Origin of the sequence: Burkholderia anthina (genome assembly GCF_001547525.1) — a bacterium.
GTDB classification, from domain to species: domain Bacteria; phylum Pseudomonadota; class Gammaproteobacteria; order Burkholderiales; family Burkholderiaceae; genus Burkholderia; species Burkholderia semiarida.
In genome coordinates, this window is the sequence record NZ_CM003768.1 from 1,417,100 (window position 1) to 1,443,209 (window position 26,110).

Genomic DNA, 26,110 nt, shown 5'->3' on the forward strand with positions numbered 1-26,110 from the left:
GGCGAAGCGCGTTACAGGGCGGCGCCGGCCGCGGCGGAGGCCGCGCGGCGAACGGGCGGCGCGTTCTCGCCGAGATCCCAGAAAAGGCCGGCCATCATCTGCAGCCCCTCGCTGACGACGCTCGCGAGCAGGTGCTCGTCGGGCGCGTGCTGCGAGCACGCCGGGTACGAGTGCGGCACCCACAGCGTCGGCAGCCCGAGCGTGTCGGCAAACACCTCGTTCGGCAGCGTGCCGCCGAGATTCGGCAGGATCGCGGGCTTCTTGCCGGTGGTGCGCGCGAGCGACGCGACGGCCCAGCGGACCCACGGATCGTCCGGCGGTACGCGCGTCGCCGGTGCGCCGCGTTCGACGTCGATCTCGATGTCGGCGAAGCCGTGCGCATCGAGATGGGCGCGCAGGTGCGCGTGCAGCGCTTCCCAGTCGGTGCCGACGACGAAGCGCAACTGGCAGTGCGCGTACGCGGCGGGCGGGATCGCGTTGACGGGATGCTCCGGATTGCCGGCCTTGAACGCGAGGATCTCGAACGTGTTCCAGCCGAACACGCGCTCGGCCGCGGACAGGCCGGGCTCGCCCCAGTCGGCGTCGAGCGCCGGGTCGCCGGGGCCGCCGCCGACGGAAAGATCGGCGAGCGCGTCGCGCACCGCGGCCGGGATCGGCGGCGGGCGCAGCCCCGCGACGCGAATCGCGCCGCGCGCGTCGACGAGGCTCGCGAGCGCATGCGCGAGCACGATCGCCGGGTTGCGCAGCAGTCCGCCCCAGTTGCCCGAGTGATGCGCGCCGTCGCGGGCGCGCAGGCTCAGCTTGAAGTTGACCGAGCCGCGCGAGCCGAGAAATACCGTCGGGCGCGCGGCGGCGATGCGCGGGCCGTCGGACGCAATCAGCACGTCGGCCGCGAGCGCGTCGCGCTCCCGGCGGCACAGCGCGTCGAGGCCCGGCGAGCCGGTTTCCTCGCCCATCTCGATCAGCAGCTTCGCGTTGAAGCCGAGCCGGCCGCCGCGTGCTTCGAGCACGCTCGCCAGCGCGGCCAGGTTGATCGTGTGCTGGCCCTTGTTGTCGGCGCTGCCGCGGCCGTACCAGCGGTCGCCGTCGGCCGTCAGCGTCCACGGCGACAGCGGCGTGCGCCACTGCGCGTCGTAGCCGCGCACGACGTCGCCGTGGCCGTAGATCAGCACGGTCGGCAGCGCGTCGTCTTCGTGGCGCGACGCGAGCAGGAACGGCCCGCCGCCAGCGACGGGGTTGTCGACGATCCGCGACGTGAAGCCGAGGCGCGCGGCCTCGGGTGCGATCTCGTCGGTCAGATAGGCGCGCAGCGCGGCTTCGCTGCCGCTTTCCTGGCTTTCGGTGCGCAGGCCGACGCGGCGGCTCAGGGTCGTGAAGAACGCACCGGATTCGAATTGGTTCAGCGCGTGCTGGATGGCGGCGGTACGGCTCAAGTCGAGTCTCCTCGGTCGGGTTCGCCGTGCGCGGGCGCGCAGGCAGCGTGAAGTGCGATCGATTCTAGAAAGCCGGTTTTTTTGTCACAATGATCGAATTTCGAACCTTTCTTTGCCGAAAAGGCAAAGCAGCGCGGCCGGATGCGGCGCGGAGACAGAACGATGGCGGCTTTCCTGCATGGCCTGGCATTGCGATATTTCGTCGAGGTGGCGCGTACCGGGTCGATCAGCGACGCGTCCGCGCGGCTGCACGTGGCCGTATCGGCAATCAGCCGCCAGATCGCGAAGCTGGAGAGCGAGCTCGGCACGCCGCTGTTCGAGCGGCGGCCGCGCGGGATGGCGTTGTCGGAGGCGGGAGAGCGGTTGCTGGCGTTCGCGCAGCGCAGCCTGCTGGAGGCCGAGCACGTGATGAAGGACATCGGCGGGCTCGACGCGCTGCACGGCAGCCTGCTGAAGATCGCGTGCTCGGAAGGGTTCGCGATCGATTTCCTGCCCGGCGTGCTCGCGAACTTCAAGGCGCGCCACCCGGGCGTCGACTTCATCGTGTGGGTCGTGTCGCCGGCGGACGCGACCCGGCGCGTGCGCGACGGCGATGCGGACATCGCATTGACCTTCAGCCTCGCGCCGGAGAAGGGCGTGCGCGTCGACCACACCGAGCGCGCGCCGGTCTTTGCGCTGGTCCGGCACGATCATCCGCTCGCGGCGCGCGACGCGGTGTCGCTTGCCGATGTCGCCCGGTACGCGCACGTGCTGCCCGAGGCCGGCACGACGGTGCGCCAGCTGATCGACATCGCGTGCGCGCTCGACGGGCTGCTGCTCGAGCCCGAGCTGACGAGCAACAATACCGCGGCGATGTACGGCTACGCGCGGCGCACGGGCGCGGTGATGTTCACGGGGCTGTTGTCGGTGCGCGACCGCGCCGAGGCGGACGGTTTCGTCGTCGTGCCCGTGACCAATCCGCAACTGCGCGAACGCAGCATCCAGGTGCAGACGATGGCGGGGCGCGATCTGCCCGCGTCGGTGCGCGCGTTCCGCGACCATCTGATCGACGCGATGCAGGCCGCTTCGTCGCCGCCGACCGCCGCGCGAGGCCCGGGACGCCGGCCCGTGAGATAATCGTCAATCCGCCTTCCGCGCCCATGCGGCTTCTCGAGCCGCATCGCCCCTGTTCGACGCCAAATTGAAGAACCTGATTGTCACCCTCGATCGCGCCGGCGAGTTCGACGAGATCATCGACGTGCGCACACCGCTCGAGTTCGCCGAGGACCATATCCCCGGCGCGCTGAACGCGCCCGTGCTCAGCAACGAAGAGCGCGTGCTCGTCGGCACGATGTACCGGCAGGTGTCGCCGTACGAGGCGACGCGCGTCGGCGCGGCAATGGTGGCGCGCAACATCGCGCGCCATCTCGACACGACGTTCGCGGACCGTCCGCGCAACTGGCGGCCGCTGATCTACTGCTGGCGCGGCGGCAAGCGTTCGGGCTCGATGACGACCTGGTTCAACCTGATCGGCTGGAAGGCGCGCCAGCTCGACGGCGGCTACAAGGCGTACCGCCGGTCGGTGTGCGCGACGCTCGATTCGCTGCCTACACGCTTTCGCTATATCGCGCTCGTCGGCCATACGGGCTGCGGCAAGACGCGCCTGCTGAACGCGCTGCGCGACGTGGGTGCGCAGACGCTCGACCTGGAAGCGCTCGCGTGTCATCGCGGCTCGCTGCTCGGCGCGCTGCCGGGCAAGCCGCAACCGGCGCAGAAGGGCTTCGATTCGGGGCTCGTCGAGGCGCTCGGACGCTTCGACCCCCAATGGCCGGTGTTCGTCGAGTCGGAAAGCCGCAGGATCGGGCTCGTGCAGTTGCCGATCGCGCTGATCGAGGCGTTTCACGCGGGGCCGTGGGTTCAGGTCGAAGCCGCCCACGACGAGCGGATCGCGTTCCTTCTCGACGATTACGCCCATCTGTTCGACGCGCCGGACGCGTTCAAGGCGCAGCTTCATCGGCTGATCGGCCTGCACAGCCGCGAAGAGGTGTCGCGCTGGAAGGGGCTGATCGATGCCGGCGCGCGAGCCGAATTGTTCACCGAACTGATCGACAGGCATTACGATCCCGCCTATGCGCGCACTTACCGCGCGACGTACAACAAGCCGAACCGGGTGCTGACGTTCACGTTCCGGCCCAACGCGGCCGACGTTCACGATCAGGCGCGCACGCTGCTGGCCGAACTCGCGCAAGCCGGGCTGCCCGCATCGGCCGCATTTGCTGCCGGCACGACATCCGAAATCGATAAAAACCACTCGACGACCATCACACGATGACGACCACACGCACCCAACCCGCCCCGGCCCTCGGCTGGACGACCTTCCTGCTGATCGCGGTCGCGGGACTGTTCTACGTAAAATGGTTTCCGTACTACAACAAGGCGTTCGTTGCCGCCGAGCACCATTCGATCGGCCAGTCGATCCTGATGGGCACGTCGGCGGCCGCGCCCGAGCCGTCGCTGAAGGCGGCGCTCGACTACGCGTGGGCATACGGCAAGGCGATCTGGCAGGCGATGGTACTGGGCCTGCTGCTCGGCTCGGCCGTGCAGGCGCTGCTGCCCGCGCACTGGGTGGCGCGCGTGCTCGGTCGCACGGGTTTCGGCAGCGTCGCCGCGGGCGGGCTGTTGTCGCTGCCCGGGATGATGTGCACGTGCTGCGCGGCGCCGGTCGTCGCGGGCCTGCGTGCGCGTCATGCGTCGCCGGGCGGCGCGGTCGCGTTCTGGCTCGGCAACACGGTGCTGAACCCGGCGGCGCTGGTGTTCATGGGCTTCGTGCTCGGCTGGCACTGGAGCGCGCTGCGCCTCGTGCTCGGCATCGCGATGGTGTTCGGGATCGGCTATCTGCTGAATCGCGTCGCACGTCCCGAAGACCGCAGCATCGACGATGCGCAGCTTGCCGCGCTGGCGGCCGAACAGGCCGCGGCCGGCAATCCGTTCGTCCGCTGGATGAAACTGCTCGCACGCATGGCCGTGCGGCTCGTGCCCGAATACATCGTGCTCGTGCTGCTGCTCGGCGCCGCGCGCGCCTGGCTGTTTCCGCATATCGGCCCGGACATCGGCAATCAGCTCGGCTGGATCGTCGCATTCGCGGTCGCGGGCATGTTGTTCGTGATTCCGACGGCCGGCGAGGTGCCGATCATCCAGGCCATGCTGTCGCTTGGCATGGGCGTCGGTCCGGCCGCCGCGCTGTTGATGACGCTGCCGCCGATCAGCGTGCCGTCGCTCGCGATGCTCGCGCGTTCGTTCAAGCCGTACATGCTGGCGATCGTCGCGACGCTCGTCGTCGTATTCGGGATCGTGAGCGGCTTGCTCGCGATCGCGTTCGGGTTCTGACGCGCGCAACGGCGCGCCCGTCGCGCGCCATCGTCGTATTCACCCGGCGCCGCCGCTTCATGCGTGCGGCGTCCTTTACAAGAAGCAAACAGGAAAACGCATGACCCAACCGAAGATTCATCCTCGACTCGAAAAGGCGCTGACGCGCGGCGATCTCGCGATTCGTCAGGCCAATTCCGCGCGGGCGACGGCCGTGCTGCACGCACTCGGCACGATGATCATCGAGGCCTCCGCAACGATCGGTGTCGAGGCCAGCATCGACATTCCGCAGGGCGATCGCATTTACGATCCCGTCAACGGCCTGTGGCCGCAGAAGATGCTGGTGTCGTTCGACGGCCCGGTGGACGAAGCCGACAAGGAAGAGCTGCGCACGGTGTATCTGGTGGCCGACGATCCGGGCACGCAGTTCCGCGTGGAATGGCATCGCGCGGACGGCAAGCTCGGCCGCCACGAAGGCGGCCCGCTCGCGACCGTCGCGTTCCTGACCGACGTCGAAATTCCGTGGAGCGACGACGACGAGTAACGTCGTCGCATTTGGCCGGCGGCCGGTGCGTGGTGCCCGACGCGCCGGCCGTCAGCGCATCATCCGCCGCCGGAACAGCCACGCGGACAGCAGGAATCCGCCGACCGCGTAGCCGGCGAGCACCGCGACGTGCAGCGCGATGTCGGTCGCCGGCCGGCCGAGCATCGCAGGCCGGATCAGCTCGACCGCATTCGCAAGCGGCAGCGCCTGCGCCGCATGCCGCGCGATCGGCGGCAACTGCGTGATCGGGAAGAACACGCCCGACAGCAGCAGCATCGGCGTCAGCACGAGCGTCTGATAGAACATGAAGAAATCGTAGGATGGCGCGAGCGCCGTGACGATCATCGCGATGCTGGCGAACGCGAGGCCGGCCAGCGCGATCACCGGCAGCACCGCGAGCATCGACGGAAAGCGTGCGTAGCCGAGCACGCCCGCGACGAGCATGATCGCGCCCCCCGACAGCATTGCCTTGCTGGCCGCCCACACGATTTCGCCGAGCACGATGTCGCCGAGCGCGAGCGGCGTATGCATGATCGCTTCCCACGTGCGCTGCACGTGCATCCGCGAGAAACCCGAATACATCGACTCGAAGCTCGCGGACATCATCACGCTCGAGCCGACCGTGCCGGCCGCGAGGAATGCGATATACGACACGCCGTCGACATGGCCGAGCATCAGGCCGAGCCCGAAACCCAGCCCGAACAGATAGATCATCGGATCGGCAAGATTGCCGAACATCGACGCGAGCGCGAGCTTGCGCCACACGAGGTAGTTGCGTCGCCAGACGGCGACCCAGTTGCCTGCATTGGCCGGCATCGCGATCGCGAAGCGTGATTCGCGCGGCGGGGCCGACGGCGTGGTGGCGGAATAGTTGCGGACGTCCATGGTCGTTCAGTCCTGCATCTCGCGGCCGGTGAGCCGCAGGAACACATCTTCCAGATTGGCCGGGCGATGCAGATAGCGCAACCCCGTGCGGCCCTTGAGGCGCGCGCTGAGCGGTTCGGGATCGGTCACATAGCAGAACAGCGTCTCGCCGCTGATCTCGGTGCGCTTCGCGAAGGCCGACAACTCGTCGCGCAGCGCGGCCGGATCGGGCCCGTAGATCTCGATCACGTCGCACCCGATCTCCGATTCGATCAGGGCATGCGGCGCGCCTTCGGCGATCTTGCGACCTTCCTCGATCACGCACAGCCGATCGCACAGACGCTCGGCTTCTTCCATGAAATGCGTGGTGATCAGGATCGTCTTGTCGCGCGCGAGCAGCGAACGCAGCCGCTCCCACATCAGATGCCGCGCCTGCGGATCGAGGCCCGTCGTCGGCTCGTCGAGTACAAGCACGTCGGGATCGTTGACGAGCGCGCGGGCGAGCGTGAGGCGACGCTTCATGCCGCCCGACAACTCGCCCACCTTCGCATCGGCCTTGTTTTCGAGCTTCGCGAATTCGAGCAGCGGCGGCACGAGCGCGCGTGCCGCCTGCGCCGACATCCCGAAATAGCGGCTGAACACGAGCAGGTTTTCCCGGACCGTGAAGTCCGGATCGAGATTGTCGAACTGCGGGACGACGCCGACGCGCTGGCGTGCATGTCGGGCACGCGATGGAACCGGTTCGCCGCACAGCGAAATGGTGCCGGCATCGGGATGCGCGAGGCCGAGCAGCATCTTCAGCGTCGTGGTCTTGCCGGCGCCGTTCGGGCCGAGCAGGCCATAGCATTCGCCGGCCTTCACGTGGAAGGACAGACCGTTGACGACGAGCTTGTCGCCATAGCGTTTTTCGACGTTGCGGAAATCGATCGGTGCGACGGACATGGGCGCTTGTCGTTGTAAGCGGGCGTGTGCTGCTGCCTGGTGCGTGGCTGGTTTCCGAACGGATCGCGCGAATCCGTGTCACACGGGCGTGACCGAAGCGCACGATGCCGGCGCGACGCGGCTCGCTGGTGTACGAATGGGCCATTCTAGTGCATCGGCTGCGTCGCTTCAGGGCACGCCCGCCCGGTGCGACGCATGTGCGCACCGATCATGCACCGCATCATCGCGCACGCGCCACGCGGGGCGAATCAGCGTTTTCCATCTCTTGCGTCCTGGATTGCGGCGCACCATGATGAATGCGTCGGCTCGTTGTCGCGATAGGGAGGCTTCATGGCTAGCTACAACAAGATTTTGCTGTGTTACGACGGCACGCTCGAAGGGCGCAAGGCACTACGCTGCGGAGCCAATCTCGCAATGGACCTGAAGGCGGAAACGCATTTGCTGTCGGTCGTCGACATGCGTTCGAGCATTGCGCAAAGCGCCGGCTTGCTGACCGATGTCGCATGCGGCCGCTTCGAGGAAACCGCGCGCGAAATCCTGCAGGAAGGCGTGAACTGGCTGCGCGAGCGCGGTGTGCAAGCCGAGGGCCATTTCGCCTTCGGTTATCCGATCGACGAAATCGCGAATCTCGCGTCGGAGCTGAAGGTCGACCTCGTCGTTGTCGGCCATCGGTGCCGCAGCGGATTGTCGAGATGGTGGATGGGCTCGGGCAATACGCAACTGCTCGATCGCGTGAACTGCAGCATTCTGGTGGCGTGTTCGTCGGCGGAAGAGCAGAAGGCCGAAATCGCGCGCGAGCGCGAGGCGGCCATGGCGAGCGGCCAATGATCTAAAGACTGGATGGCGACCTGACCGGCGATGGAGGCCGGTCAGGCATCGCGCTGGATCGGCGGAGCGGGCGTCCAGCGCGACCTGCTATGCATGCAGGTCGATCCCGGACAATTTCCACGAGAACAGCCCGAAGCGGTGAAAGATCGCCGCATAGCGCGTGCCGTCGGTGCCGCGCTGATACGTGACGACGAATTCATCGATATTTCGGTAGCCCGCGCTGGTTTGTTGCTGGCGCGGCGCTTGCGGTGCCTCGCTGGGGCTGGCCGGTGCGGCGGGCGCGGGGGCCGGCGACGATGCCGCGGAAGCGGCCGCGTTGCCACCCGGTACGCCGGCACTTGCCGGCGCCGGATGGGCGGGTGGCGCGGCAGGCGCATTGCCCGCCGGTGGCTGATTCGACCAGTCAGGCGGCCGCTCCCCCGGATTGCCGCGCGGCGGCAATCCGCTCATCAGCGCGGCGACGCCTTCCGGGGTCGCGTACGCATCGACGAGCGGGCCGATCAGCGCGGACCCGATCAGCGCACCGATCACCGCGAACGGATTGTCCTTCTTTACGGCGTCGACGCGGCGCATCAATTCTTCCGTGACCTGCTGCTTCAGGCTGATGCGCAGCGACGGAAAGTCCACATATTCGCTGATCGCCTGCGCGTCGCGCGCATCGATCGCCGATTTCAGGCGGCCGAGCGCGAGATACGGCGACGCGTACCCATAGCCGAGCGCCGCAATGACGGCCACGACGACCGCGACGATCAACAGGGGCTTGAGTCGCCATGCACGGCGCGACGAACCAGTCACGTTGCCTCCAGTGCCGGAAGGTTCCGCAATCAGAGACCGCCCGGCGTGGCCGATCGTTCCTCCGCGATGCAGCGATCGATCATCCGGCAGACGGCGTCGATCGTGCCCACCATGATCAGGCGCGAACGACCGTGATAGACGCGCACGGGCGCGCGACGCGCGGGTTCCGCGTGATTCAGGCCAGCGTTCAGCGATACGCGCGCGAACGCGGGGAGCGCTGACGGCAGCAGGGACGCCTGCCGTTCGACTGCGACTTCTTCTTGCACGGGCGCCGCCGCGGACAGCGGAGCGCAGGGCGTGCGGCCGCGCAGATGACGCAGGCGACCGAATTGACGGAAAGGCAGCAGGCGGGCAAGGCGTTCCATGATGTTCTCCTAGCGAGACGGAATGTCAGAGTTCGCCCGAGCGGATCAGCCCGACGGCGATGCCTTCCAGCGCGAAATCCGCGCTGCCGGCCTTGACGAAGATGTTTTCGTAATCCGGGTTCTCCGCGATCAGCTCGAGGCCGCCGGGCCGGCGCATCAGGCGCTTGACCGTGACGTCGTCGCCCAGGCGCGCGACGATGATCTGGCCGTCCTTCGCTTCCGTGCGCTTCTGCACGGCGAGGAGGTCGCCGTCGAGAATGCCGGCGTCGCGCATAGACAGCCCGCGCACCTTCAGCAGGTAGTCGGGCTTGCTGGTGAACAGCGCGGGATCGCACGCGTAGTGCTGCGAGATGTGCTCCTGCGCAAGGATCGGGCTACCGGCCGCGACGCGGCCGACGAGCGGCAGCGACAGTTGCATCAGGCCGGCGTGCGGCAGCGTGAACTGATGCGGGGCGTCGTCGATGCCGAGCAGCCGGATGCCGCGCGATGCGCCCGCGGCCAGCTCGATCACGCCCTTGCGCGCCAGCGCACGCAGGTGCTCCTCGGCCGCATTCGGCGAGCTGAAGCCCAGTTCGGCCGCGATCTCGGCACGGGTGGGCGGGAATCCGGAGCGCTCGATCGCGCGACGGATCAAGTCGAACACTTGCTGCTGACGGGCGGTGAGTTTGGTCATGGCTCAACTGTATGGATAGACAGTGAGCTGTATTTTTATACAGTACTTCGTGAATTTCAAGTGTTACTTGAGGTTCGACGCGATTGCGTCGATTCCGGCGCGATTTCGCGACGCCCGGACGCCGGTTTGTCCGCCGCAACCGTCCGTCCCGTATGCGTTAGCACTTTTGAGTATTAAAAAATGAGGAAGGATTATTTTTAATCATGTAACCCGTTCGATAGACTGGCCCGACATCGCAATACCGACAACACTGGAGAACCAAGGATGGGCAAGCGCAACACGGGGCTGGTGGGCGGAGTGGGCCGCCTGATCGCAACATTCGCGCTGGGCGCGGCGGCGGCGCTGGGCGTCGCGACGCATGCGCAGGCCGATACGACTTTCCTGAACGTGTCGTACGACCCGACGCGCGAGCTGTATCAGGATTTCAACCAGGCGTTCGGCAAGGAGTGGAAGGCGAAGACGGGCGAAACCGTCAACTTCAAGCAGTCGCACGGCGGTTCGGGCGCGCAGGCGCGCTCGGTGCTCGACGGCCTGCAGGCCGACGTCGTCACGCTGGCGCTGGCGTACGACATCGACGCGCTCGCGAACAAGGGGCTCGTGAACAAGGATTGGCAGAAGCGCCTGCCCGACAACGCGTCGCCGTACACGTCGACGATCGTGTTCCTCGTGCGCAAGGGCAATCCGAAGGGGATCAAGGACTGGGACGACCTGACCAAGCCGGGCATCTCGATCGTCACGCCGAACCCGAAGACGTCCGGCGGCGCGCGCTGGAACTACCTGGCCGCATGGGCGTACGCGCTGCACAAGCCGGGCGGCAACGAGCAGACGGCGAAGGACTTCGTCACGAAGCTCTACAAGAACGCGGGCGTGCTCGATTCCGGCGCGCGGGGCGCGACGACGAGCTTCGTGCAGCGCGGGATCGGCGACGTGCTGATCGCATGGGAGAACGAGGCGTTCCTGTCGGTCAAGGAATTCGGCACCGACAAGTTCGAGATCGTCGTGCCGTCGGTGAGCATCCTGGCCGAGCCGCCTGTCGCGGTGGTCGACAAGGTGGTCGACAAGAAGGGCACGCGCAAGCTGGCGGAGGCGTACCTGAATTACCTGTACAGCCCGCAGGGCCAGGAAATCGCGGCGCGCAACTACTACCGGCCGCGCTCGAAGAACGTGCCGGCTGAACTGACCAGGCAGTTCCCGAAGCTGAAGCTGTACACGGTCGACGACACGTTCGGCGGCTGGACGAATGCACAGAAGACGCATTTCGCGGACGGCGGCGTGTTCGATTCGATCTACAAGCCGCAGTAACGCACGCAGTCACACCATAACGACCAAGCGGCGCGCCACGACAGCGCGCCGCATCCCCGACGGGCCGCCGGCGCGATGCACTGCGCCGGCGTTTGCGTCGGACCCGTGAGCAGCATCGACCCAGCAAGAGCATCCGATGACGACGTACACCTTTCGCAAGCCGAGCGCGCTGCCCGGTTTCGGCGTGACACTCGGCATCACGGTGGCCTATTTGAGCCTCGTGGTGCTGATTCCGCTCGCCGCCACGTTCCTGAAGACCGCGACGCTGTCGTGGGACCAGTTCGTCACCGCCGTCACGTCGCCGCGCGTGCTCGCGTCGTACCGGCTGACGTTCTCGGCCGCGCTCGGCGGCGCGCTGATCAACGCCGTGTTCGGCTTTCTCGTCGCGTGGGTGCTCGTGCGCTACACGTTCCCGTTCAAGCGCCTCGTCGATGCGGTCGTCGACCTGCCGTTCGCACTGCCGACCTCGGTGGCCGGCATCTCGCTCGCGGCCGTCTACGCGACCAACGGCTGGGTCGGCCAGTATCTCGCGCCGCTCGGCATCAAGATCGCGTTCACGCCGGCCGGCGTGCTGGTCGCGTTGACCTTCATCGGGCTGCCGTTCGTCGTGCGCACCGTGCAGCCGGTGCTCGAGGATTTCGAGCGCGAGCAGGAAGAGGCGGCCGCGTGCCTCGGCGCGTCGCGCTGGCTGACCTTCCGCCGCGTCGTGCTGCCGGCCGTGCTGCCGGCGCTGCTCACCGGTTTCGCGCTCGCGTTCGCGCGCGCGCTCGGCGAATACGGATCGGTGATCTTCATCGCCGGCAACGTGCCGATGAAATCCGAGATCACGTCGCTCCTGATCATCACGAAGCTCGAACAGTACGACTACGCGGGCGCGACCGCGTTGGCGGTCGTGATGCTGGTGGTGTCGTTCCTGATGCTGCTGCTGATCAACACGCTGCAGTGGTATCTGCAGCGCAGGACGAGCAAGGGCGCGAGCGGTCCGGCGCCCGCCACCGTCAACGCCGTCGCGGCAGGAGGCCAGCAATGAGCCAGGAGGCCACCGTCGTGCTGAAAACCCCGTCGTCCGCCGTGCGCGCCACGAAGCGGCTCGACCCCGTCAGCGAGTCGCGCGTCGTGCGCTGGCTGCTCACGGGCATCGCGCTCGCGTTCCTCGCGTTCTTCCTCGTCGTGCCGCTCGCCGCGGTGTTCGTCGAGGCGCTGCGCAAGGGCGTCGGCTTCTATCTCGAATCGCTGGCCGATCCCGATGCGTGGTCGGCGATCAAGCTGACGCTGACCGTCGCCGTGATCGCGGTGCCGCTGAATCTCGTGTTCGGCGTATGCGCATCGTGGGCGATCGCGAAGTTCGAATTCCGCGGCAAGGCGCTGCTGACGACGCTGATCGACCTGCCGTTCTCGGTGTCGCCGGTGATCTCCGGCCTCGTGTACGTGCTGCTGTTCGGCGCGCAGGGCTGGTTCGGGCCGTGGCTGCAGGATCACGACGTGCAGATCATCTTCGCGGTGCCGGGCATCGTGCTCGCGACGATCTTCGTCACGTTCCCGTTCGTCGCGCGCGAGCTGATTCCGCTGATGCAGGCGCAAGGCACCGACGAGGAAGAAGCGGCGCGCGTGCTCGGTGCATCGGGCTGGCAGATCTTCCGCCGCGTGACGCTGCCGAACGTGAAATGGGGCCTGCTGTACGGCGTGATCCTGTGCAATGCGCGCGCGATGGGCGAGTTCGGCGCGGTGTCGGTCGTGTCCGGCCACATCCGCGGCGTGACCGACACGATGCCGCTGCACGTGGAGATCCTGTACAACGAATACAACTTCGCGGCGGCGTTCGCGGTGGCGTCGGTGCTGGCGCTGCTCGCGCTCGTCACGCTCGCGCTGAAGCTGATCGCCGAGCGTCATCTCGCCGCCGAACTGGCCGACGCCGTTCCCGCACATGCCGGCCCTGTCGGTGCCGTTTCGTCGAAATCGTAAAGAGGCAACCAGAATGGGTATCACTGTCCGTAACCTTCAGAAGCGCTTCGGCGATTTCACGGCGCTCGACAACGTATCGCTCGACTTCCCGCCCGGCGAACTGGTCGCGCTGCTCGGGCCGTCCGGCTGCGGCAAGACCACGCTGCTGCGCGTGATCGCGGGCCTCGAGCACGCGGACGCCGGCCAGGTCGTGCTGCAGGGGCTCGACGTCGCGTCGGTCGGCGCGCGCGACCGCCAGGTCGGCTTCGTGTTCCAGCACTACGCGCTGTTCCGCCACATGACCGTGTTCGAGAACGTCGCGTTCGGGCTGCGCGTGAAGCCGCGCCGCGAGCGGCCGTCGGAAGCCGCGATTCGCGAGAAGGTGCACGAGTTGCTCAAGCTCGTGCAGCTCGACTGGCTCGCGCAGCGTTACCCGTCCGAGCTGTCGGGCGGCCAGCGCCAGCGCATCGCGCTCGCCCGCGCGCTCGCGGTCGAGCCGAAGGTGCTGCTGCTCGACGAACCGTTCGGCGCGCTCGACGCGAAGGTCCGCAAGGAACTGCGCGGCTGGCTGCGTCGCCTGCACGACGACTTGCACATCTCGACGATCTTCGTCACGCACGATCAGGAAGAGGCGCTCGAGGTGGCCGATCGCATCGTCGTGCTGAATCGCGGCCACGTCGAGCAGGTCGGCAGCCCGCAGGATGTCTACGATCATCCGCAAAGCGCGTTCGTGTACGAGTTTCTCGGCGCGGCGAACCGGCTGCCGGGCACGGTCGCCGGGCGCGGCTTCGTCGCCGACGGCGCGGCTGCGCCGATCGAGGTCGACGCCGATTTCGCCGGCCCCGCGAATGCGTACGTGCGGCCGCACGATCTGCAGCTGTGGCCGGCGGGCGAAGGGCACCGCGACGGCATCGCGGTGGACGTGCGGCGCGTGATTCCGCTCGGCGGTTCGGTGCGCGTGGAGCTGGAGGCACGCGCGGGCGGGGCGCTCGAGGCGGAACTCGACCGCGACGCCTGGCGGGCGCTCTCGCTGCAGGTCGGCGACGGCGCGACGGCCGTGCCGCGTGCCGTGCGGGTATTTCCCGCGCGTTGACGAGACAATGTGGGGCAAAGGGCGGGATTCGCTCCGATTCGACAATCAAACAACGACAGCCTAAGAGGCATACCCATGAATTTTCAGCAATTGCGGTTCGTGCGCGAAGCGGTGCGCCAGAACATGAACCTGACCGAAGTCGCGAACGTGCTGTACACGTCGCAGTCGGGCGTGTCGAAACAGATCAAGGATCTGGAGGATGAACTGGGCGTCGACATCTTCATTCGGCGCGGCAAGCGGCTGACGGGGCTCACGGAGCCCGGCAAGGCCGTGCACCAGCTGATCGAGCGGATGCTGCTCGACGCCGAGAACCTGCGCCGCGTCGCGCGCCAGTTCGCCGATCAGGACAGCGGCCACCTCGTCGTCGCGACGACGCACACGCAGGCGCGCTACGCGCTGCCGAAGGTGATCCGGCAGTTCACCGAGGTGTTTCCGAAGGTGCATCTCGCGCTGCGCCAGGGCAGCCCGCAGCAGATCGCGCAGATGATCCTGAACGGCGAGGCCGATCTCGGCATCTCGACCGAGGCGCTCGACCGCTATCCGGACATCGTCACGTTCCCGTGCTATTCGTGGCACCACACGGTCGTCGTGCCGAAAGGCCACCCGCTCGTCGGCCGCGAGAACCTGACGCTCGAGGAAATCGCCGAGTACCCGATCATCACGTACGACCAGGATTTCACGGGCCGCTCGCACATCGACCAGGCATTCACGCAGGCGGGCGCCGTGCCCGACGTCGTGCTGACCGCGATCGACGCGGACGTGATCAAGACTTACGTCGAGCTCGGGATGGGGATCGGCGTGGTCGCGGCGATGGCCTACGATCCGCAGCGCGACACGGGGCTGGTCGCGCTCGATACGCAGCACCTGTTCGAGGCGAGCACGACACGGGTCGGGCTGCGCAAGGGCGCATTCCTGCGCGCGTATGCGTACCGGCTGATCGAAATGTTCGCGCCGCACCTGAACGAAGCGGAAATCGCCGGGCTGTTGCGCGAAGCCGTCTGACCATTGCGCGTCGCGCGCCGTCCGGGCGGATGTCACGGATGCCGCGCGACACGCACCACGCTTACCTTGCCGTCCGACGCACCGGGCGGCGGCAGGGGAGGCGCCGTCACGATCGAAGCCTCGGCCGAGGTTTTCCGCGCCAGACGGCGATCGATACACGTTCCCACGCCAACAGAAGAACAGGAACGACCTGCCGAACCTCGGCGCGGCACGAAAAATCGGCAGTCTCTTCCCATTCACGCAACAGCGCCGTCCGACTCGCCGCTTCCGTCATGGTCGGCGACAGGTCGCGACGACGAATGCCCGCGCGCTGCGCGTCGATATCGTCGGCGCGAAGCGCGTTGTCCACGACGAACCGCGCCATCGTCGGCCGCCGCCCGCGAAGCGAGCGCTTCGGCGAGCCGCCGTCGCGAGTGTCGCATTTGCGCGTCGCGAAGCCCGCTCGCGCGCTCCGAATAAACCCTTAAATATTGATCAGACAGGTTGCGCGCCGAAGCGAATCGGTACAGCATAGCCTTCACTCCGCCGGCGTTCCGCCGACGGTGGCGCGTCGACGACAGCACGCGCCAGGCAGTCGGCCGTCTGCCTCGCTTCCATTCCGTGGTACCGACAGCAGCATCGATGGCCATTGCCCGGGTAGTGTGGCGCAAACGTTTGCTCACATTAAAACAACAATCCGGCCTTCGGGCCGTCGCCAGGAGATGTGTATGAATGTCCGCTTTCGCCGTCGCTTCCTGACCGCCGCGCTCGCCGCCGTCGCGGTGGCCGCCGCACCGGCTGTCCACGCGCAGTCCGCGGCCAAGCCGAAGGTCGCGCTCGTGATGAAGTCGCTCGCCAACGAGTTCTTCCTGACCATGGAAACGGGCGCGAAGGAATACCAGAAACACAACGCGAACCAGTTCGACCTGATCACCAACGGCATCAAGGACGAGACCGACACCGCGAACCAGATCCGCATCGTCGAGCAGATGATCGTGTCGAAGGTCGATGCGATCGTGCTCGCGCCGGCCGATTCGAAGGCGCTCGTGCCGGTCGTGAAGAAGGCCGTCGACGCCGGCATCGTCGTGGTGAACATCGACAACCGGCTCGATCCCGACGTGCTGAAGTCGAAGAACCTGAACGTGCCGTTCGTCGGCCCGGACAACCGCAAGGGTGCGCGCAAGATCGGCGATTACCTCGCGAAGCGGCTGAAGGCGGGCGACCAGGTCGGCATCGTCGAAGGCGTGTCGACGACCACCAACGCGCAGCAGCGCACGGCCGGCTTCCAGGACGCGATGAAGGCGGGCGGGATGAAGGTCGTGTCGGTGCAGTCGGGCGAATGGGAGATCGACAAGGGCAATGCGGTGGCCGCCGCGATGCTCAACGAATACCCGAACCTGAAGGCGCTGCTGTGCGGCAACGACAACATGGCGATCGGCGCCGTGTCGGCCGTGCGCGCGGCCGGCAAGCAGGGCAAGGTGCTCGTGGTCGGCTACGACAACATCAACGCGATCAAGCCGATGCTGAAGGACGGCCGCGTGCTCGCGACCGCCGACCAGTACGCGGCGAAGCAGGCCGTGTTCGGCATCGACACGGCGCTCAAGGCCATTGCCGAGCATCGCAAGCAGGCCGACATGTCCGGCGTGGTCGAGACGCCGGTGGATCTCGTGACGAAGTAACGCCGCACCGGTCCGGCCGCCGGCCTCAAGAATCCGGCGCGGCGGCCGTTATCCGGTGTGAGCGCGATCACGGCCACTGCATGCACATGCACTTGTGAGCGTCATACCCGCGCGCCGCGTGCGCGCGGCCGCAATCAGGATCGCGATGGAACCGACCTTCCAACCCTCCCGTTCAGCCCACCCCGTGCTGTCCGTCTCCGGTATCGGCAAGACCTATGCCGAACCCGTGCTCGCCGACGTCACGCTGACGCTCGATGCAGGCCAGGCGCTCGCGCTGACCGGCGAGAACGGCGCGGGCAAGAGCACGCTGTCGAAGATCATCGGCGGGCTCGTCGACCCGACCACCGGTACGATGCAGCTCGGCGGCGAGGCCTATGCGCCGGCGAGTCGCACGCAGGCCGAGGCGCTCGGCGTGCGCATGGTGATGCAGGAGCTGAACCTGCTGCCGACGCTGACCGTCGCCGAAAACCTGTTCCTGAACCGCCTGCCGCGCCGCTTCGGCATCATCGATCGCGCGCGGCTGCGCGACGACGCGCGCGCGGCGATGGCGCAGGTCGGGCTCGACGCGGTCGACCCCGATACGCCGGTCGGCGCGCTCGGCATCGGCCACCAGCAGATGGTGGAGATCGCCCGCAACCTGATCGGCGACTGCCGCGTGCTGATTCTCGACGAGCCGACCGCGATGCTGACCGCGCGCGAAGTCGAGCTGCTGTTCGAGCAGATCGACCGGCTGAAGGCGCGCGGCGTCGCGATCGTCTACATCTCGCACCGGCTCGAAGAGCTCGCGCGCGTCGCCGAGCGCGTCGCGGTGCTGCGCGACGGCCGGCTCGTGCACGCGGGCGACATGGCGGCGACGACGTCCGACGGGCTCGTCACGCTGATGGTCGGGCGCGAGATCGGCGAACACATCGATCTCGGCGAGCGCCGGTTCGGTGCGCCGCGGCTCGCGGTATCGGGCCTCACGCGCGGGACGGCCGTGCGCGACGTGTCGCTGGAGGTGCGCGCGGGCGAGATCTTCGGCATCTCCGGGCTGATCGGCGCGGGGCGCACCGAGCTGCTGCGGCTGATCTACGGCGCCGATACGCCGGACGCCGGGACGATCGCGGTCGGCCAGCCGCTGAAGCCGGTGCGGATCGCGTCGCCCGTCGAGGCGGTGAAGCGGGGCATTGCGCTGATCACCGAGGATCGCAAGGGGGAAGGGCTGCTGCTGTCGCAGTCGATCACCGCGAACGTGTCGCTCGGCCAGCTCGACCGGCTCGCGCGCGGCGGCATCGTCGATTCCGCACGCGAAACGGCGCTCGCCGAGCAGCAGATCGAGGCGCTGCGGATCCGCACGCACGGCGCGGCGCAGGCGGTCGGCGAGCTGTCGGGCGGCAACCAGCAGAAGGTCGTGATCGGCCGCTGGCTCGCGCGCGACATGGGGGTGCTGCTGTTCGACGAGCCGACGCGCGGGATCGACGTCGGCGCCAAATTCGAGATCTACACTTTGATGGGCGCGCTCGCGCGCGAAGGCCGCGCGCTCGTGGTCGTGTCGAGCGACCTGCGCGAGCTGATGCTGATCTGCGACCGGATCGGCGTGATGTCGGCCGGGCGCATGACCGCCGTGTTCGAGCGCGGCAACTGGACCCAGGATGCGCTGCTGGCCGCGGCGTTCGCCGGCTTCGGCCGCGAGACGTCGGCCCCCGCCATGCAGCATCCGGACGCGGGGCAGGCGCGCGGCGCCGCTCCGGGCACTTCGACGACAGGACGACAGCAATGACCCAGCCTCCCGTATCCCCGACCGACGCAGGCGCGCAGCAGGACGTGACCGGGCGCCGCGCGCGCACGCTGTCCGGCACGCGGCTCGGCCTGTCGAACTATCTCGGGCTCGCCGGCGCGCTGGCCGCGATGATCGCGCTGTTCTCGGCGCTGAGCTCGCATTTCCTGACCTACGACACGTTCAGCACGATCGCCAACCAGATTCCCGATCTCGTCGTGATGTCGGTCGGGATGACCTTCGTGCTGATCATCGCCGGGATCGACCTGTCGGTCGGCTCGGTGCTCGCGCTCGCCGCGTCGATGGTCAGCGTCGCCGCGCTGAAGTGGCAGTGGGGGCCGCTGCCGGCCGCGCTGATCGGGATTGCGGTCGCGACCGCGACGGGCGCGCTGACCGGCGCGGTCACGGTCGGCTGGCGGATTCCGTCGTTCATCGTGTCGCTCGGCGTGCTGGAGGCCGCGCGCGGCCTCGCGTACCAACTGACGAATTCGCGCACCGCGTATATCGGCGACGCGTTCGATTTCCTGTCGAACCCGATCGCGCTGGGCATCTCGCCGGCGTTCCTGATCGCGGTCGCGGTGATGATCGCCGCCCAGTTCGTGCTCACGCGCACCGTGTTCGGGCGCTATCTGGTCGGGATCGGCACGAACGAGGAAGCGGTCCGACTTGCAGGGGTTAACCCGCGGCCGTATAAAATCCTCGTATTCGCACTGATGGGCGCGCTCGCGGGGCTCGCGTCGCTGTTCCAGATTTCGCGGCTCGAGGCGGCCGATCCGAACGCGGGCGCGGGCCTCGAACTGCAGGTCATCGCCGCCGTCGTGATCGGCGGCACGAGCCTGATGGGCGGGCGCGGTTCGGTGATCAGCACGTTCTTCGGCGTGTTGATCATCTCCGTGCTGGCCGCGGGGCTGGCGCAGATCGGTGCGAACGAGCCGACCAAACGGATCATCACGGGCGCGGTGATCGTCGTGGCGGTCGTGCTCGATACGTATCGCAGCCGGCGTACGCGCGTGCGGTAAAAAGACAGACAGAACAGACCAGAGAGAAACGGGAAATGGCGACGATCAAGGATGTGGCGGCCATGGCGGGCGTGTCATTTACGACCGTCTCGCACGTGGTGAACAATTCGCGGCCGGTGTCCGCGGATGTGCGTGCGAAGGTCGAGGGCGCGATCCGCGAGCTGAATTACGTGCCGTCGGCCGTGGCGCGCTCGCTGAAGGCGCGGGCGACGGCGACGATCGGCCTCGTCGTGCCGAACAGCACGAATCCGTACTTCGCCGAGCTGGCGCGCGGGATCGAGGATCAGTGCGCGGCCAACGGCTATTGCGTGTTCTTCTGCAATTCGGACGACGATCCCGTGAAGCAGCGCAACTACCTGCGCGTGCTGCAGGAAAAGCGCATCGATGGGCTGATCGTCGCTTCGGCGGGCGAGGACGCGGTGCTCGCTCAGACGCTCGCCGATATCCATGCGCCGCTCGTCGTCGTCGATCGCAACATCGAGGGGCTCGCGGCCGATCTCGTGCAGATCGACCACGAGCGCGGCGCGTACCTCGCGACGCGCCACCTGCTCGAACTCGGACACGCGAAGATCGGCTGCATCACCGGGCCGACCGACACCGCCGTCAGCGCGATGCGCGTGCACGGCTTCATCCGCGCGATGGCCGAGCGCGGGGTCGACATCGTGCCGGGCGCGATCGCGGAAAGCGATTTCTCGTGCCTGGGCGGCTATCACGCGGCGTCGCGGCTGTTCGAATCGGTGCGGCCGAGCGCGATCTTCGCGGGCAACGACCTGATGGGCGTCGGCGCGCTGCGCGCGGCGGCCGAGCGCGGGCTGCGCGTGCCCGACGACTGCTCGATCATCGGCTTCGACGACATCGAATTTTCCCGCTACACGTATCCGGCGCTGTCGACGGTCGGCCAGTCGGTGCGCGCGCTCGGCGAAATGGCCGCGCAGACGCTGATCGAACGGATCGGTGGCGGTTCGACGGCCGTGCCGAGCCGTCGCCGCGTCGTGTCGCCGCGCCTCGTGCTGCGCGAATCGACGGCGGTCTATCGCGAGCCGGCCGCGCCGGGCGCTCGCGCATGACGGCGAGCGCAACGGGCGCCGGCCGCGTGACGGTGGTCGGCAGCCTCAACATGGATCTCGTCGTGCGGGCGCCGCGGCTGCCGCTGCCGGGGGAAACGCTCGCCGGGCATGCGTTCGCGCAGGCGGCGGGCGGCAAGGGCGGCAACCAGGCCGTCGCCGCCGCCCGGCTCGGCGCGCAGGTCGCGATGATCGGCTGCGTCGGTGCGGATGCGCATGGCGCCGCGCTGCGCGCGGGCCTCGAGGCCGAGGGAATCGACTGCGCGGGGCTCGCGACGAGCGTGTCGGCGTCGACCGGCGTCGCGCTGATCGTCGTCGACGACGGAAGCCAGAACGCGATCGTGATCGTCGCGGGCGGCAACGGCGAGGTCACGACCGATACGATCGCGCGGCACGAGGCCGCGCTGGCGGCGGCCGACGTGCTGATCTGCCAGCTCGAGACGCCGCCGGACGCGGTGTTCGCGGCGCTGTCGGCCGGGCGCCGCCTCGGCCGCACGGTGGTGCTCAATCCGGCGCCGGCCGTCGCGCCGCTGCCGGACGGCTGGCTGCCGCTCGTCGATTACCTGATCCCGAACGAGGTCGAGGCAGCCGCGCTGACCGGGCTGCCGGTGCGCGATCCGGCGCAGGCCGAAACCGCCGCGCGGGCGCTCCAGGCCGGCGGCGCGCGCAACGTGCTGATCACGCTCGGCGCGCGCGGCGTGCTTGCGCTGACCGCCGACGGCGCCGCGCATCACTATCCGGCGCCGGTCGTGGAGGCCATCGACACGACGGCGGCCGGCGACACCTTCATCGGCGGCTTTTCCGCACGGCTCGCGGCCGGCGCGGACGTCGACACGGCCATCCGCTTCGCGCAACGCGCGGCGGCGCTGTCGGTCACGCGCGCGGGCGCGCAGCCGTCGATTCCGACGCGCGCCGAATTGGCCGACTAGGGCCGGATCCCCGGTTTTCCGGTTCCATCGCGCTGCCGGTGCGTCGCATGAGACGGCCGGCGGCGGCCCCGGCAATGCTTGGCGTTCCCACTGGCCTTTGGCGATTCCCCATCCCGACCCGAATTCCGTCATTTATTCAGACTTATGAAATAAACAGACGAATAATTCGAAATAAACACGCCAAAACCATCAAGTTATGCGTCGTGCGGTCGTAAATGCACCAAGTGAAGCAATGCTTCGAGCCAACGGGCCAGGCCCGTTCATGACGACGCAACACAGGATGGATGATGGTGTTCAGGAACCTGACGATTCGGGCGCGCATCGGTTTCACGATGGCGTTTCTGGCGGTACTGCTGGCGGTCACCGGCGTGCTCGGTCTGCACGGGATGACGCGTTCGAACGATTCGACGCGCGAGATTTTCACGAACCAGATGCCGAGCGCGGTCGACGTGGCGATGGCGGAAATGTTCGCCGCGCGCGAGCGCCTCGCGCTCGACCGTGCCGCGCTGCTGGCCGGCACGCCCGACTCGGCGGCGGCCATCGAGCGCAGCCGCGCGATGCGGGCGCAATCGGACGCCTGGTGGCAGAAGTACCTTGCGCTGCCGCGCGACGCCGACGAGGACCGGCTCGCACAGGACGTCGTCGCCCGGCGCAAGGTGTTGCAGAGCAGCTGCGACGCGTTCGCGAGCGCGGTCGCGGCCGGCGATCACGAGCGGATCGGCGACGGCGCCAAGCAGCTTCAGGCGCGCTATACCGAGCTGGCCGCGGCCGGTGAAGCGCTGCGCGGCTTCCAGTTCACCAATGCGCAAGCGCGCTTCGATCAGGCCGAATCGGTGTTCGAGACGATGCGCGTGCTGTCGATCGTCGTGCTGCTGGTCGGCATCGGCGCCGCGGTGCTGTCGTGGCTGACGCTGAGCCGCGCGATCGGCCGCCCGATCGCCGACGCGCTGTCGCATTTCGACGCGATCGCCGCGGGCGACCTGCGCCGGCCGATCGTCGTGGACCGGCGCGACGAGATGGGCCAGTTGCTGGCGGGCCTCGCGAGGATGCAGCGCGGGCTCGTCGACACGGTGCGCACCATGCGCGGCGGCAGCGAGTCGATCGCGACCGCGGCCCGCCAGATCGCCGCCGGCAACATCGACCTGTCGTCGCGTACCGAGGAACAGGCTGCTGCGCTGCAGGAAACCGCGTCCAGCATGGAGCAACTGACGGGCACCGTGAAGCAGAATGCGGACAATGCGCGTCAGGCAAGCTCGCTGGCGGCGAATGCGTCCGAAATTGCGAACAAGGGCAACACGGTGGTCGGCCAGGTGGTCGGCACGATGGGGGAAATCAACGACAGCTCGGCGAAAATCGCGGACATCATCGCGATCATCGAGGGAATCGCGTTCCAGACCAACATTCTGGCGCTGAATGCGGCCGTCGAAGCCGCACGGGCGGGCGAGGAAGGCCGCGGCTTCGCGGTCGTCGCGGGCGAAGTGCGCAGCCTCGCGCAGCGCTCGTCGAGCGCGGCGAAGGAAATCAAGGCGCTGATCGACGCGTCGGTGGAGCGTATCCGGACGGGCTCGACGCTGGTCGACGAGGCGGGACGCACGATGAGCGACGTGATCGGCGCGGTCCAGCGCGTGACGGACATCATGGGCGAGATCGCTGCGGCGTCCGAGGAACAGAGCGGCGGGATCGACCAGGTGGCGCGCGCGGTCGCGCAGATGGACGAGGTCACGCAGCAGAATGCCGCGCTCGTCGAGGAAGCCGCCGCCGCCGCGCAGTCGCTCGAGGAGCAGGCGGCCCGCCTGCGCGAAACGGCGGCGGTATTCCAGCTCGACGACGAGGCGGCACGTGCGGGCACCGTCGTTGCGGTTGCCGCACGTCACGCGCCTCGCGCGCCTTCCGCGCCGGCTGCTGCGCCCGCACCGGCTGCCGCGCGCGTCGAACGCGAGGCCGCGCCGAAACGCGCGAGCACCGCGACGCCGGCGCGCAAGCCCGCCGCCGTGTCGGCCGCCCCCGCACCCGCGCCGGCAGCGGCGACCGCCGGTGGCGACGACTGGGAGACGTTCTGATTCGCGTGCGCCGCGTATCTATCCCCATTTGGTGACGACGACGCCCGCGATCCGCGGGCGTTGCCGTTTCTGCGGCGGACGAAATGTGACAGCGCGGACGAGTCGATCGCGCATCGGCAGGTGTGCCGAGCGTCGCGCACCGAGAGATTCGCCGGAATGCGCTGCGTGCGCGTCATGTTCCCGCGTTCGTCGTACGGGTATGTCCGTAAGGGACTGCGAAAAAAATTTGTAACGGTTCGCGCGGCGTGTCATCGCACGCGGCCGCTCGAACGTAAAGGGATGAAGGGAGGAGGTGGCGACGTCGGAGGTGTCCAACGCACGAGACGTTTCGGTGTTCGACGAGACGCGGCGGATGCAGTTTCTGCGGCTCGGGAAATCGATTGTAAAACGACGAAATGCGTTGTCCAAGCGGTGTTGTCGAGAATGACGAACTTCATACGAAGAGTTCGTGAAAAAAAATAAGAAAGGGTTTAGGATGAATTCGAACGCGCTTGCTTCTGCGCAGTCATACGAAGGCAGGCACGTCTTCAGACTCAGGCGAGGGAGGTAGCATGGATATTTACAGCAGCTTCGCGAACCGCTTCGAAAAAACGCGAGAGGAAGAGCTCTCGCTGGAGGAGTATCTCGCGCTCTGCAAGAACGATCCATCCGCGTACGCGACGGCTGGTGAACGCATGCTGGAAGCAATCGGGGAACCTGAACAGATCGATACCCGCAACGACCCGCGCCTGTCGCGGATCTTCGCGAACAAGGTCATCAAGGTGTATCCGGCATTCCGTGAGTTCTACGGAATGGAGGAGGTGATCGAGCAGGTGGTCGCGTACTTCCGCCACGCTGCGCAAGGTCTTGAAGAGAAGAAGCAGATCCTCTATCTGCTGGGCCCGGTGGGCGGCGGCAAGTCGTCGATCGCCGAGCGCCTGAAGCAACTGATGGAGCGCGTGCCGTTCTATGCGCTGAAGGGCTCACCCGTCAACGAGTCGCCGCTCGGGCTGTTCGACTACGACGAGGATGGGCCGATCCTCGAGGAGCAATACGGCATTCCGCGCCGCTACCTGAAAAGCATCCTGAGTCCGTGGGCCGTCAAGCGCCTGCACGAATACAACGGCGACATCCGCCAGTTCCGCGTGGTGCGCCGCTATCCGTCGATCCTGCGGCAGGTCGGCATCGCGAAGACGGAGCCGGGCGACGAGAACAACCAGGACATCTCCTCGCTGGTCGGCAAGGTCGACATCCGCAAGCTCGAGCAATACGCGCAGGACGATGCCGACGCGTACAGCTACTCGGGCGGCCTGTGCCTCGCGAACCAGGGCCTGCTCGAATTCGTCGAAATGTTCAAGGCGCCGATCAAGGTGCTGCACCCGCTGCTGACCGCGACGCAGGAAGGCAACTTCAAGGGTACCGAAGGTTTCGGCGCGATTCCGTTCGACGGCGTGATTCTTGCGCACTCGAACGAGTCGGAGTGGAAGGCTTTCCGCAACAACCGCAACAACGAGGCACTGCTCGACCGGATCTTCGTCGTGAAGGTGCCGTACTGCCTGCGCGTGTCGGAAGAGATCAAGATCTACGAGAAGCTGATCCGCAATTCGTCGCTGGCCGAGGCCGTATGCGCGCCGGGCACGCTGAAGATGATGTCGCAGTTCTCGGTGCTGTCGCGCCTGCACGAGCCGGAGAATTCGAGCCTGTTCTCGAAGATGCAGGTGTACGACGGCGAGAATCTGAAGGACACCGATCCGAAGGCGAAGTCGTACCAGGAGTATCGCGACTACGCGGGCGTGGACGAAGGGATGACCGGCGTGTCGACACGCTTCGCGTTCAAGATCCTGTCGCGCGTGTTCAACTTCGACACGAGCGAGGTCGCGGCGAACCCGGTGCATTTGATGTACGTGCTCGAACAGCAGATCGAACGCGAGCAGTTCCCGCCGGAAACCGAGCAGAAGTACCTGTCGTTCGTGAAGGACGTGCTCGCGTCGCGCTATGCGGAGTTCATCGGCAAGGAGATCCAGACGGCGTATCTCGAGTCGTATTCGGAGTACGGCCAGAACATCTTCGACCGCTACGTCACGTATGCGGACTTCTGGATCCAGGACCAGGAATTCCGCGATCACGACACGGGCGAGAGCTTCGATCGCGCCGCGCTGAACGCGGAGCTGGAGAAGATCGAGAAGCCGGCCGGGATCAGCAATCCGAAGGATTTCCGCAACGAGATCGTGAACTTCGTGCTGCGCGCACGGGCGGCGAACGCCGGCAAGAACCCCGTGTGGACGAGCTACGAGAAGTTGCGGGTCGTGATCGAGAAGAAGATGTTCTCGAATACCGAGGAACTGTTGCCGGTCATTTCGTTCAACGCGAAGGGCTCGGCGGAGGAGCAGCGCAAGCATGAGGACTTTGTGAACCGGATGGTCGCGAAGGGCTATACGCCGAAGCAGGTGAGGCTGCTTTGCGACTGGTACCTGCGCGTGCGCAAGTCGTCATGACACGCGCGGTATCGCGCCCGTAC

Annotated in this window: 24 protein-coding genes; 17 read left to right on the top strand and 7 right to left on the bottom strand. The window is 67.3% G+C overall.

Annotated elements, in window-relative coordinates; all coding sequences use genetic code 11:
- Window positions 1-11: 11 nt before the first annotated feature.
- On the bottom strand, window positions 12-1,433 hold the full coding sequence (locus WS64_RS06675) for a M20 family metallopeptidase (protein ID WP_060966066.1): 1,422 nt from the start codon (window positions 1,431-1,433) through the stop codon (window positions 12-14).
- 162 nt (window positions 1,434-1,595) lie between these two features.
- On the opposite strand from WS64_RS06675, the gene WS64_RS06680 reads away from it, so the two are divergent.
- The 4 genes from WS64_RS06680 to WS64_RS06695 all read left to right on the top strand — a co-directional run bounded on the left by WS64_RS06680 (window position 1,596) and on the right by WS64_RS06695 (window position 5,322).
- Window positions 1,596-2,549 (top strand): LysR family transcriptional regulator, encoded by a 954-nt coding sequence (locus WS64_RS06680; protein WP_060966902.1) that lies wholly within the window; start codon window positions 1,596-1,598, stop codon window positions 2,547-2,549.
- A 64-nt stretch (window positions 2,550-2,613) separates the two neighbouring features.
- Window positions 2,614-3,744, top strand: a complete 1,131-nt coding sequence (gene mnmH, locus WS64_RS06685; protein ID WP_060966067.1) for a tRNA 2-selenouridine(34) synthase MnmH — start codon at window positions 2,614-2,616, stop codon at window positions 3,742-3,744.
- Window positions 3,741-4,799: a permease gene (locus WS64_RS06690; protein WP_060966068.1), complete on the top strand. Its 1,059-nt coding sequence runs from the start codon at window positions 3,741-3,743 to the stop codon at window positions 4,797-4,799. The genes mnmH and WS64_RS06690 overlap by 4 nt, the downstream gene beginning before the upstream one ends.
- 100 nt (window positions 4,800-4,899) lie before the next feature.
- Complete coding sequence (locus WS64_RS06695; protein ID WP_059584150.1) at window positions 4,900-5,322, top strand: hypothetical protein; 423 nt, start codon at window positions 4,900-4,902, stop codon at window positions 5,320-5,322.
- Between the two features lie 51 nt (window positions 5,323-5,373).
- Here the strand turns inward: WS64_RS06695 and WS64_RS06700 are convergent, their stop codons facing one another.
- Both WS64_RS06700 and nodI read right to left on the bottom strand, forming a co-directional pair.
- Window positions 5,374-6,207: an ABC transporter permease gene (locus tag WS64_RS06700; protein WP_059584149.1), complete on the bottom strand. Its 834-nt coding sequence runs from the start codon at window positions 6,205-6,207 to the stop codon at window positions 5,374-5,376.
- 6 nt (window positions 6,208-6,213) lie between these two features.
- A complete protein-coding gene (gene nodI, locus WS64_RS06705) occupies window positions 6,214-7,128 on the bottom strand; it encodes a nodulation factor ABC transporter ATP-binding protein NodI (RefSeq protein WP_060966069.1) in 915 nt (304 codons plus the stop codon).
- A 330-nt stretch (window positions 7,129-7,458) separates the two neighbouring features.
- Here nodI and WS64_RS06710 point away from each other — a divergent pair, with 330 nt between their 5' ends.
- Entirely contained in the window at window positions 7,459-7,956 is a 498-nt protein-coding gene (locus tag WS64_RS06710) for a universal stress protein (protein WP_059638666.1), read from the top strand.
- 87 nt (window positions 7,957-8,043) lie between these two features.
- Here the strand turns inward: WS64_RS06710 and WS64_RS06715 are convergent, their stop codons facing one another.
- From WS64_RS06715 to lexA, 3 genes are read right to left on the bottom strand one after another with little or no spacing between them, the layout of a single operon-like run.
- Window positions 8,044-8,751, bottom strand: coding sequence for a DUF2939 domain-containing protein (locus WS64_RS06715; RefSeq protein ID WP_060966070.1), 708 nt, complete (start codon window positions 8,749-8,751; stop codon window positions 8,044-8,046).
- Between the two features lie 29 nt (window positions 8,752-8,780).
- Window positions 8,781-9,116 (bottom strand): hypothetical protein, encoded by a 336-nt coding sequence (locus WS64_RS06720; RefSeq protein ID WP_006476078.1) that lies wholly within the window; start codon window positions 9,114-9,116, stop codon window positions 8,781-8,783.
- 25 nt (window positions 9,117-9,141) lie between these two features.
- Complete coding sequence (lexA, locus tag WS64_RS06725) at window positions 9,142-9,789, bottom strand: transcriptional repressor LexA (protein WP_006476077.1); 648 nt, start codon at window positions 9,787-9,789, stop codon at window positions 9,142-9,144.
- A 264-nt stretch (window positions 9,790-10,053) separates the two neighbouring features.
- On the opposite strand from lexA, the gene WS64_RS06730 reads away from it, so the two are divergent.
- The 5 genes from WS64_RS06730 (at window position 10,054) to WS64_RS06750 (ending at window position 15,127) form a co-directional block, all read left to right on the top strand.
- Window positions 10,054-11,091 carry a sulfate ABC transporter substrate-binding protein gene (locus WS64_RS06730; protein ID WP_060966071.1) on the top strand — a complete coding sequence of 346 codons (1,038 nt, stop codon included), beginning with the start codon at window positions 10,054-10,056 and terminating at the stop codon, window positions 11,089-11,091.
- A 136-nt stretch (window positions 11,092-11,227) separates the two neighbouring features.
- Window positions 11,228-12,121 (top strand): sulfate ABC transporter permease subunit CysT, encoded by an 894-nt coding sequence (gene cysT / locus WS64_RS06735; RefSeq protein ID WP_046545642.1) that lies wholly within the window; start codon window positions 11,228-11,230, stop codon window positions 12,119-12,121.
- Window positions 12,118-13,053, top strand: a complete 936-nt coding sequence (cysW, locus tag WS64_RS06740; protein ID WP_059584141.1) for a sulfate ABC transporter permease subunit CysW — start codon at window positions 12,118-12,120, stop codon at window positions 13,051-13,053. Before cysT ends, cysW begins: the two co-directional genes overlap by 4 nt.
- A gap of 13 nt (window positions 13,054-13,066) precedes the next feature.
- Window positions 13,067-14,125, top strand: coding sequence for a sulfate/molybdate ABC transporter ATP-binding protein (locus WS64_RS06745; RefSeq protein WP_059584139.1), 1,059 nt, complete (start codon window positions 13,067-13,069; stop codon window positions 14,123-14,125).
- A gap of 75 nt (window positions 14,126-14,200) precedes the next feature.
- Entirely contained in the window at window positions 14,201-15,127 is a 927-nt protein-coding gene (locus WS64_RS06750; RefSeq protein WP_034186954.1) for a CysB family HTH-type transcriptional regulator, read from the top strand.
- A gap of 106 nt (window positions 15,128-15,233) precedes the next feature.
- Here the strand turns inward: WS64_RS06750 and WS64_RS34220 are convergent, their stop codons facing one another.
- On the bottom strand, window positions 15,234-15,491 hold the full coding sequence (locus WS64_RS34220; RefSeq protein ID WP_060966072.1) for a hypothetical protein: 258 nt from the start codon (window positions 15,489-15,491) through the stop codon (window positions 15,234-15,236).
- Window positions 15,492-15,834: 343 nt separating this feature from the next.
- Here WS64_RS34220 and WS64_RS06760 point away from each other — a divergent pair, with 343 nt between their 5' ends.
- The 7 genes from WS64_RS06760 (at window position 15,835) to WS64_RS06790 (ending at window position 26,087) form a co-directional block, all read left to right on the top strand.
- Window positions 15,835-16,785 (top strand): sugar ABC transporter substrate-binding protein, encoded by a 951-nt coding sequence (locus WS64_RS06760; protein ID WP_011545349.1) that lies wholly within the window; start codon window positions 15,835-15,837, stop codon window positions 16,783-16,785.
- A gap of 145 nt (window positions 16,786-16,930) precedes the next feature.
- Window positions 16,931-18,544, top strand: coding sequence for a sugar ABC transporter ATP-binding protein (locus WS64_RS06765; protein WP_060966073.1), 1,614 nt, complete (start codon window positions 16,931-16,933; stop codon window positions 18,542-18,544).
- Window positions 18,541-19,560 carry an ABC transporter permease gene (locus WS64_RS06770; RefSeq protein ID WP_059584134.1) on the top strand — a complete coding sequence of 340 codons (1,020 nt, stop codon included), beginning with the start codon at window positions 18,541-18,543 and terminating at the stop codon, window positions 19,558-19,560. Before WS64_RS06765 ends, WS64_RS06770 begins: the two co-directional genes overlap by 4 nt.
- 35 nt (window positions 19,561-19,595) lie before the next feature.
- The gene (locus tag WS64_RS06775; protein WP_050012587.1) at window positions 19,596-20,627 is read left to right on the top strand and encodes a LacI family DNA-binding transcriptional regulator; all 1,032 of its coding nucleotides are present in this window, start codon (window positions 19,596-19,598) and stop codon (window positions 20,625-20,627) included.
- On the top strand, window positions 20,624-21,553 hold the full coding sequence (gene rbsK / locus WS64_RS06780) for a ribokinase (RefSeq protein ID WP_060966074.1): 930 nt from the start codon (window positions 20,624-20,626) through the stop codon (window positions 21,551-21,553). Before WS64_RS06775 ends, rbsK begins: the two co-directional genes overlap by 4 nt.
- 287 nt (window positions 21,554-21,840) lie before the next feature.
- A complete protein-coding gene (locus tag WS64_RS06785) occupies window positions 21,841-23,613 on the top strand; it encodes a methyl-accepting chemotaxis protein (protein WP_059638826.1) in 1,773 nt (590 codons plus the stop codon).
- A 551-nt stretch (window positions 23,614-24,164) separates the two neighbouring features.
- The gene (locus WS64_RS06790) at window positions 24,165-26,087 is read left to right on the top strand and encodes a PrkA family serine protein kinase (protein WP_027784391.1); all 1,923 of its coding nucleotides are present in this window, start codon (window positions 24,165-24,167) and stop codon (window positions 26,085-26,087) included.
- Window positions 26,088-26,110: the final 23 nt, after the last annotated feature.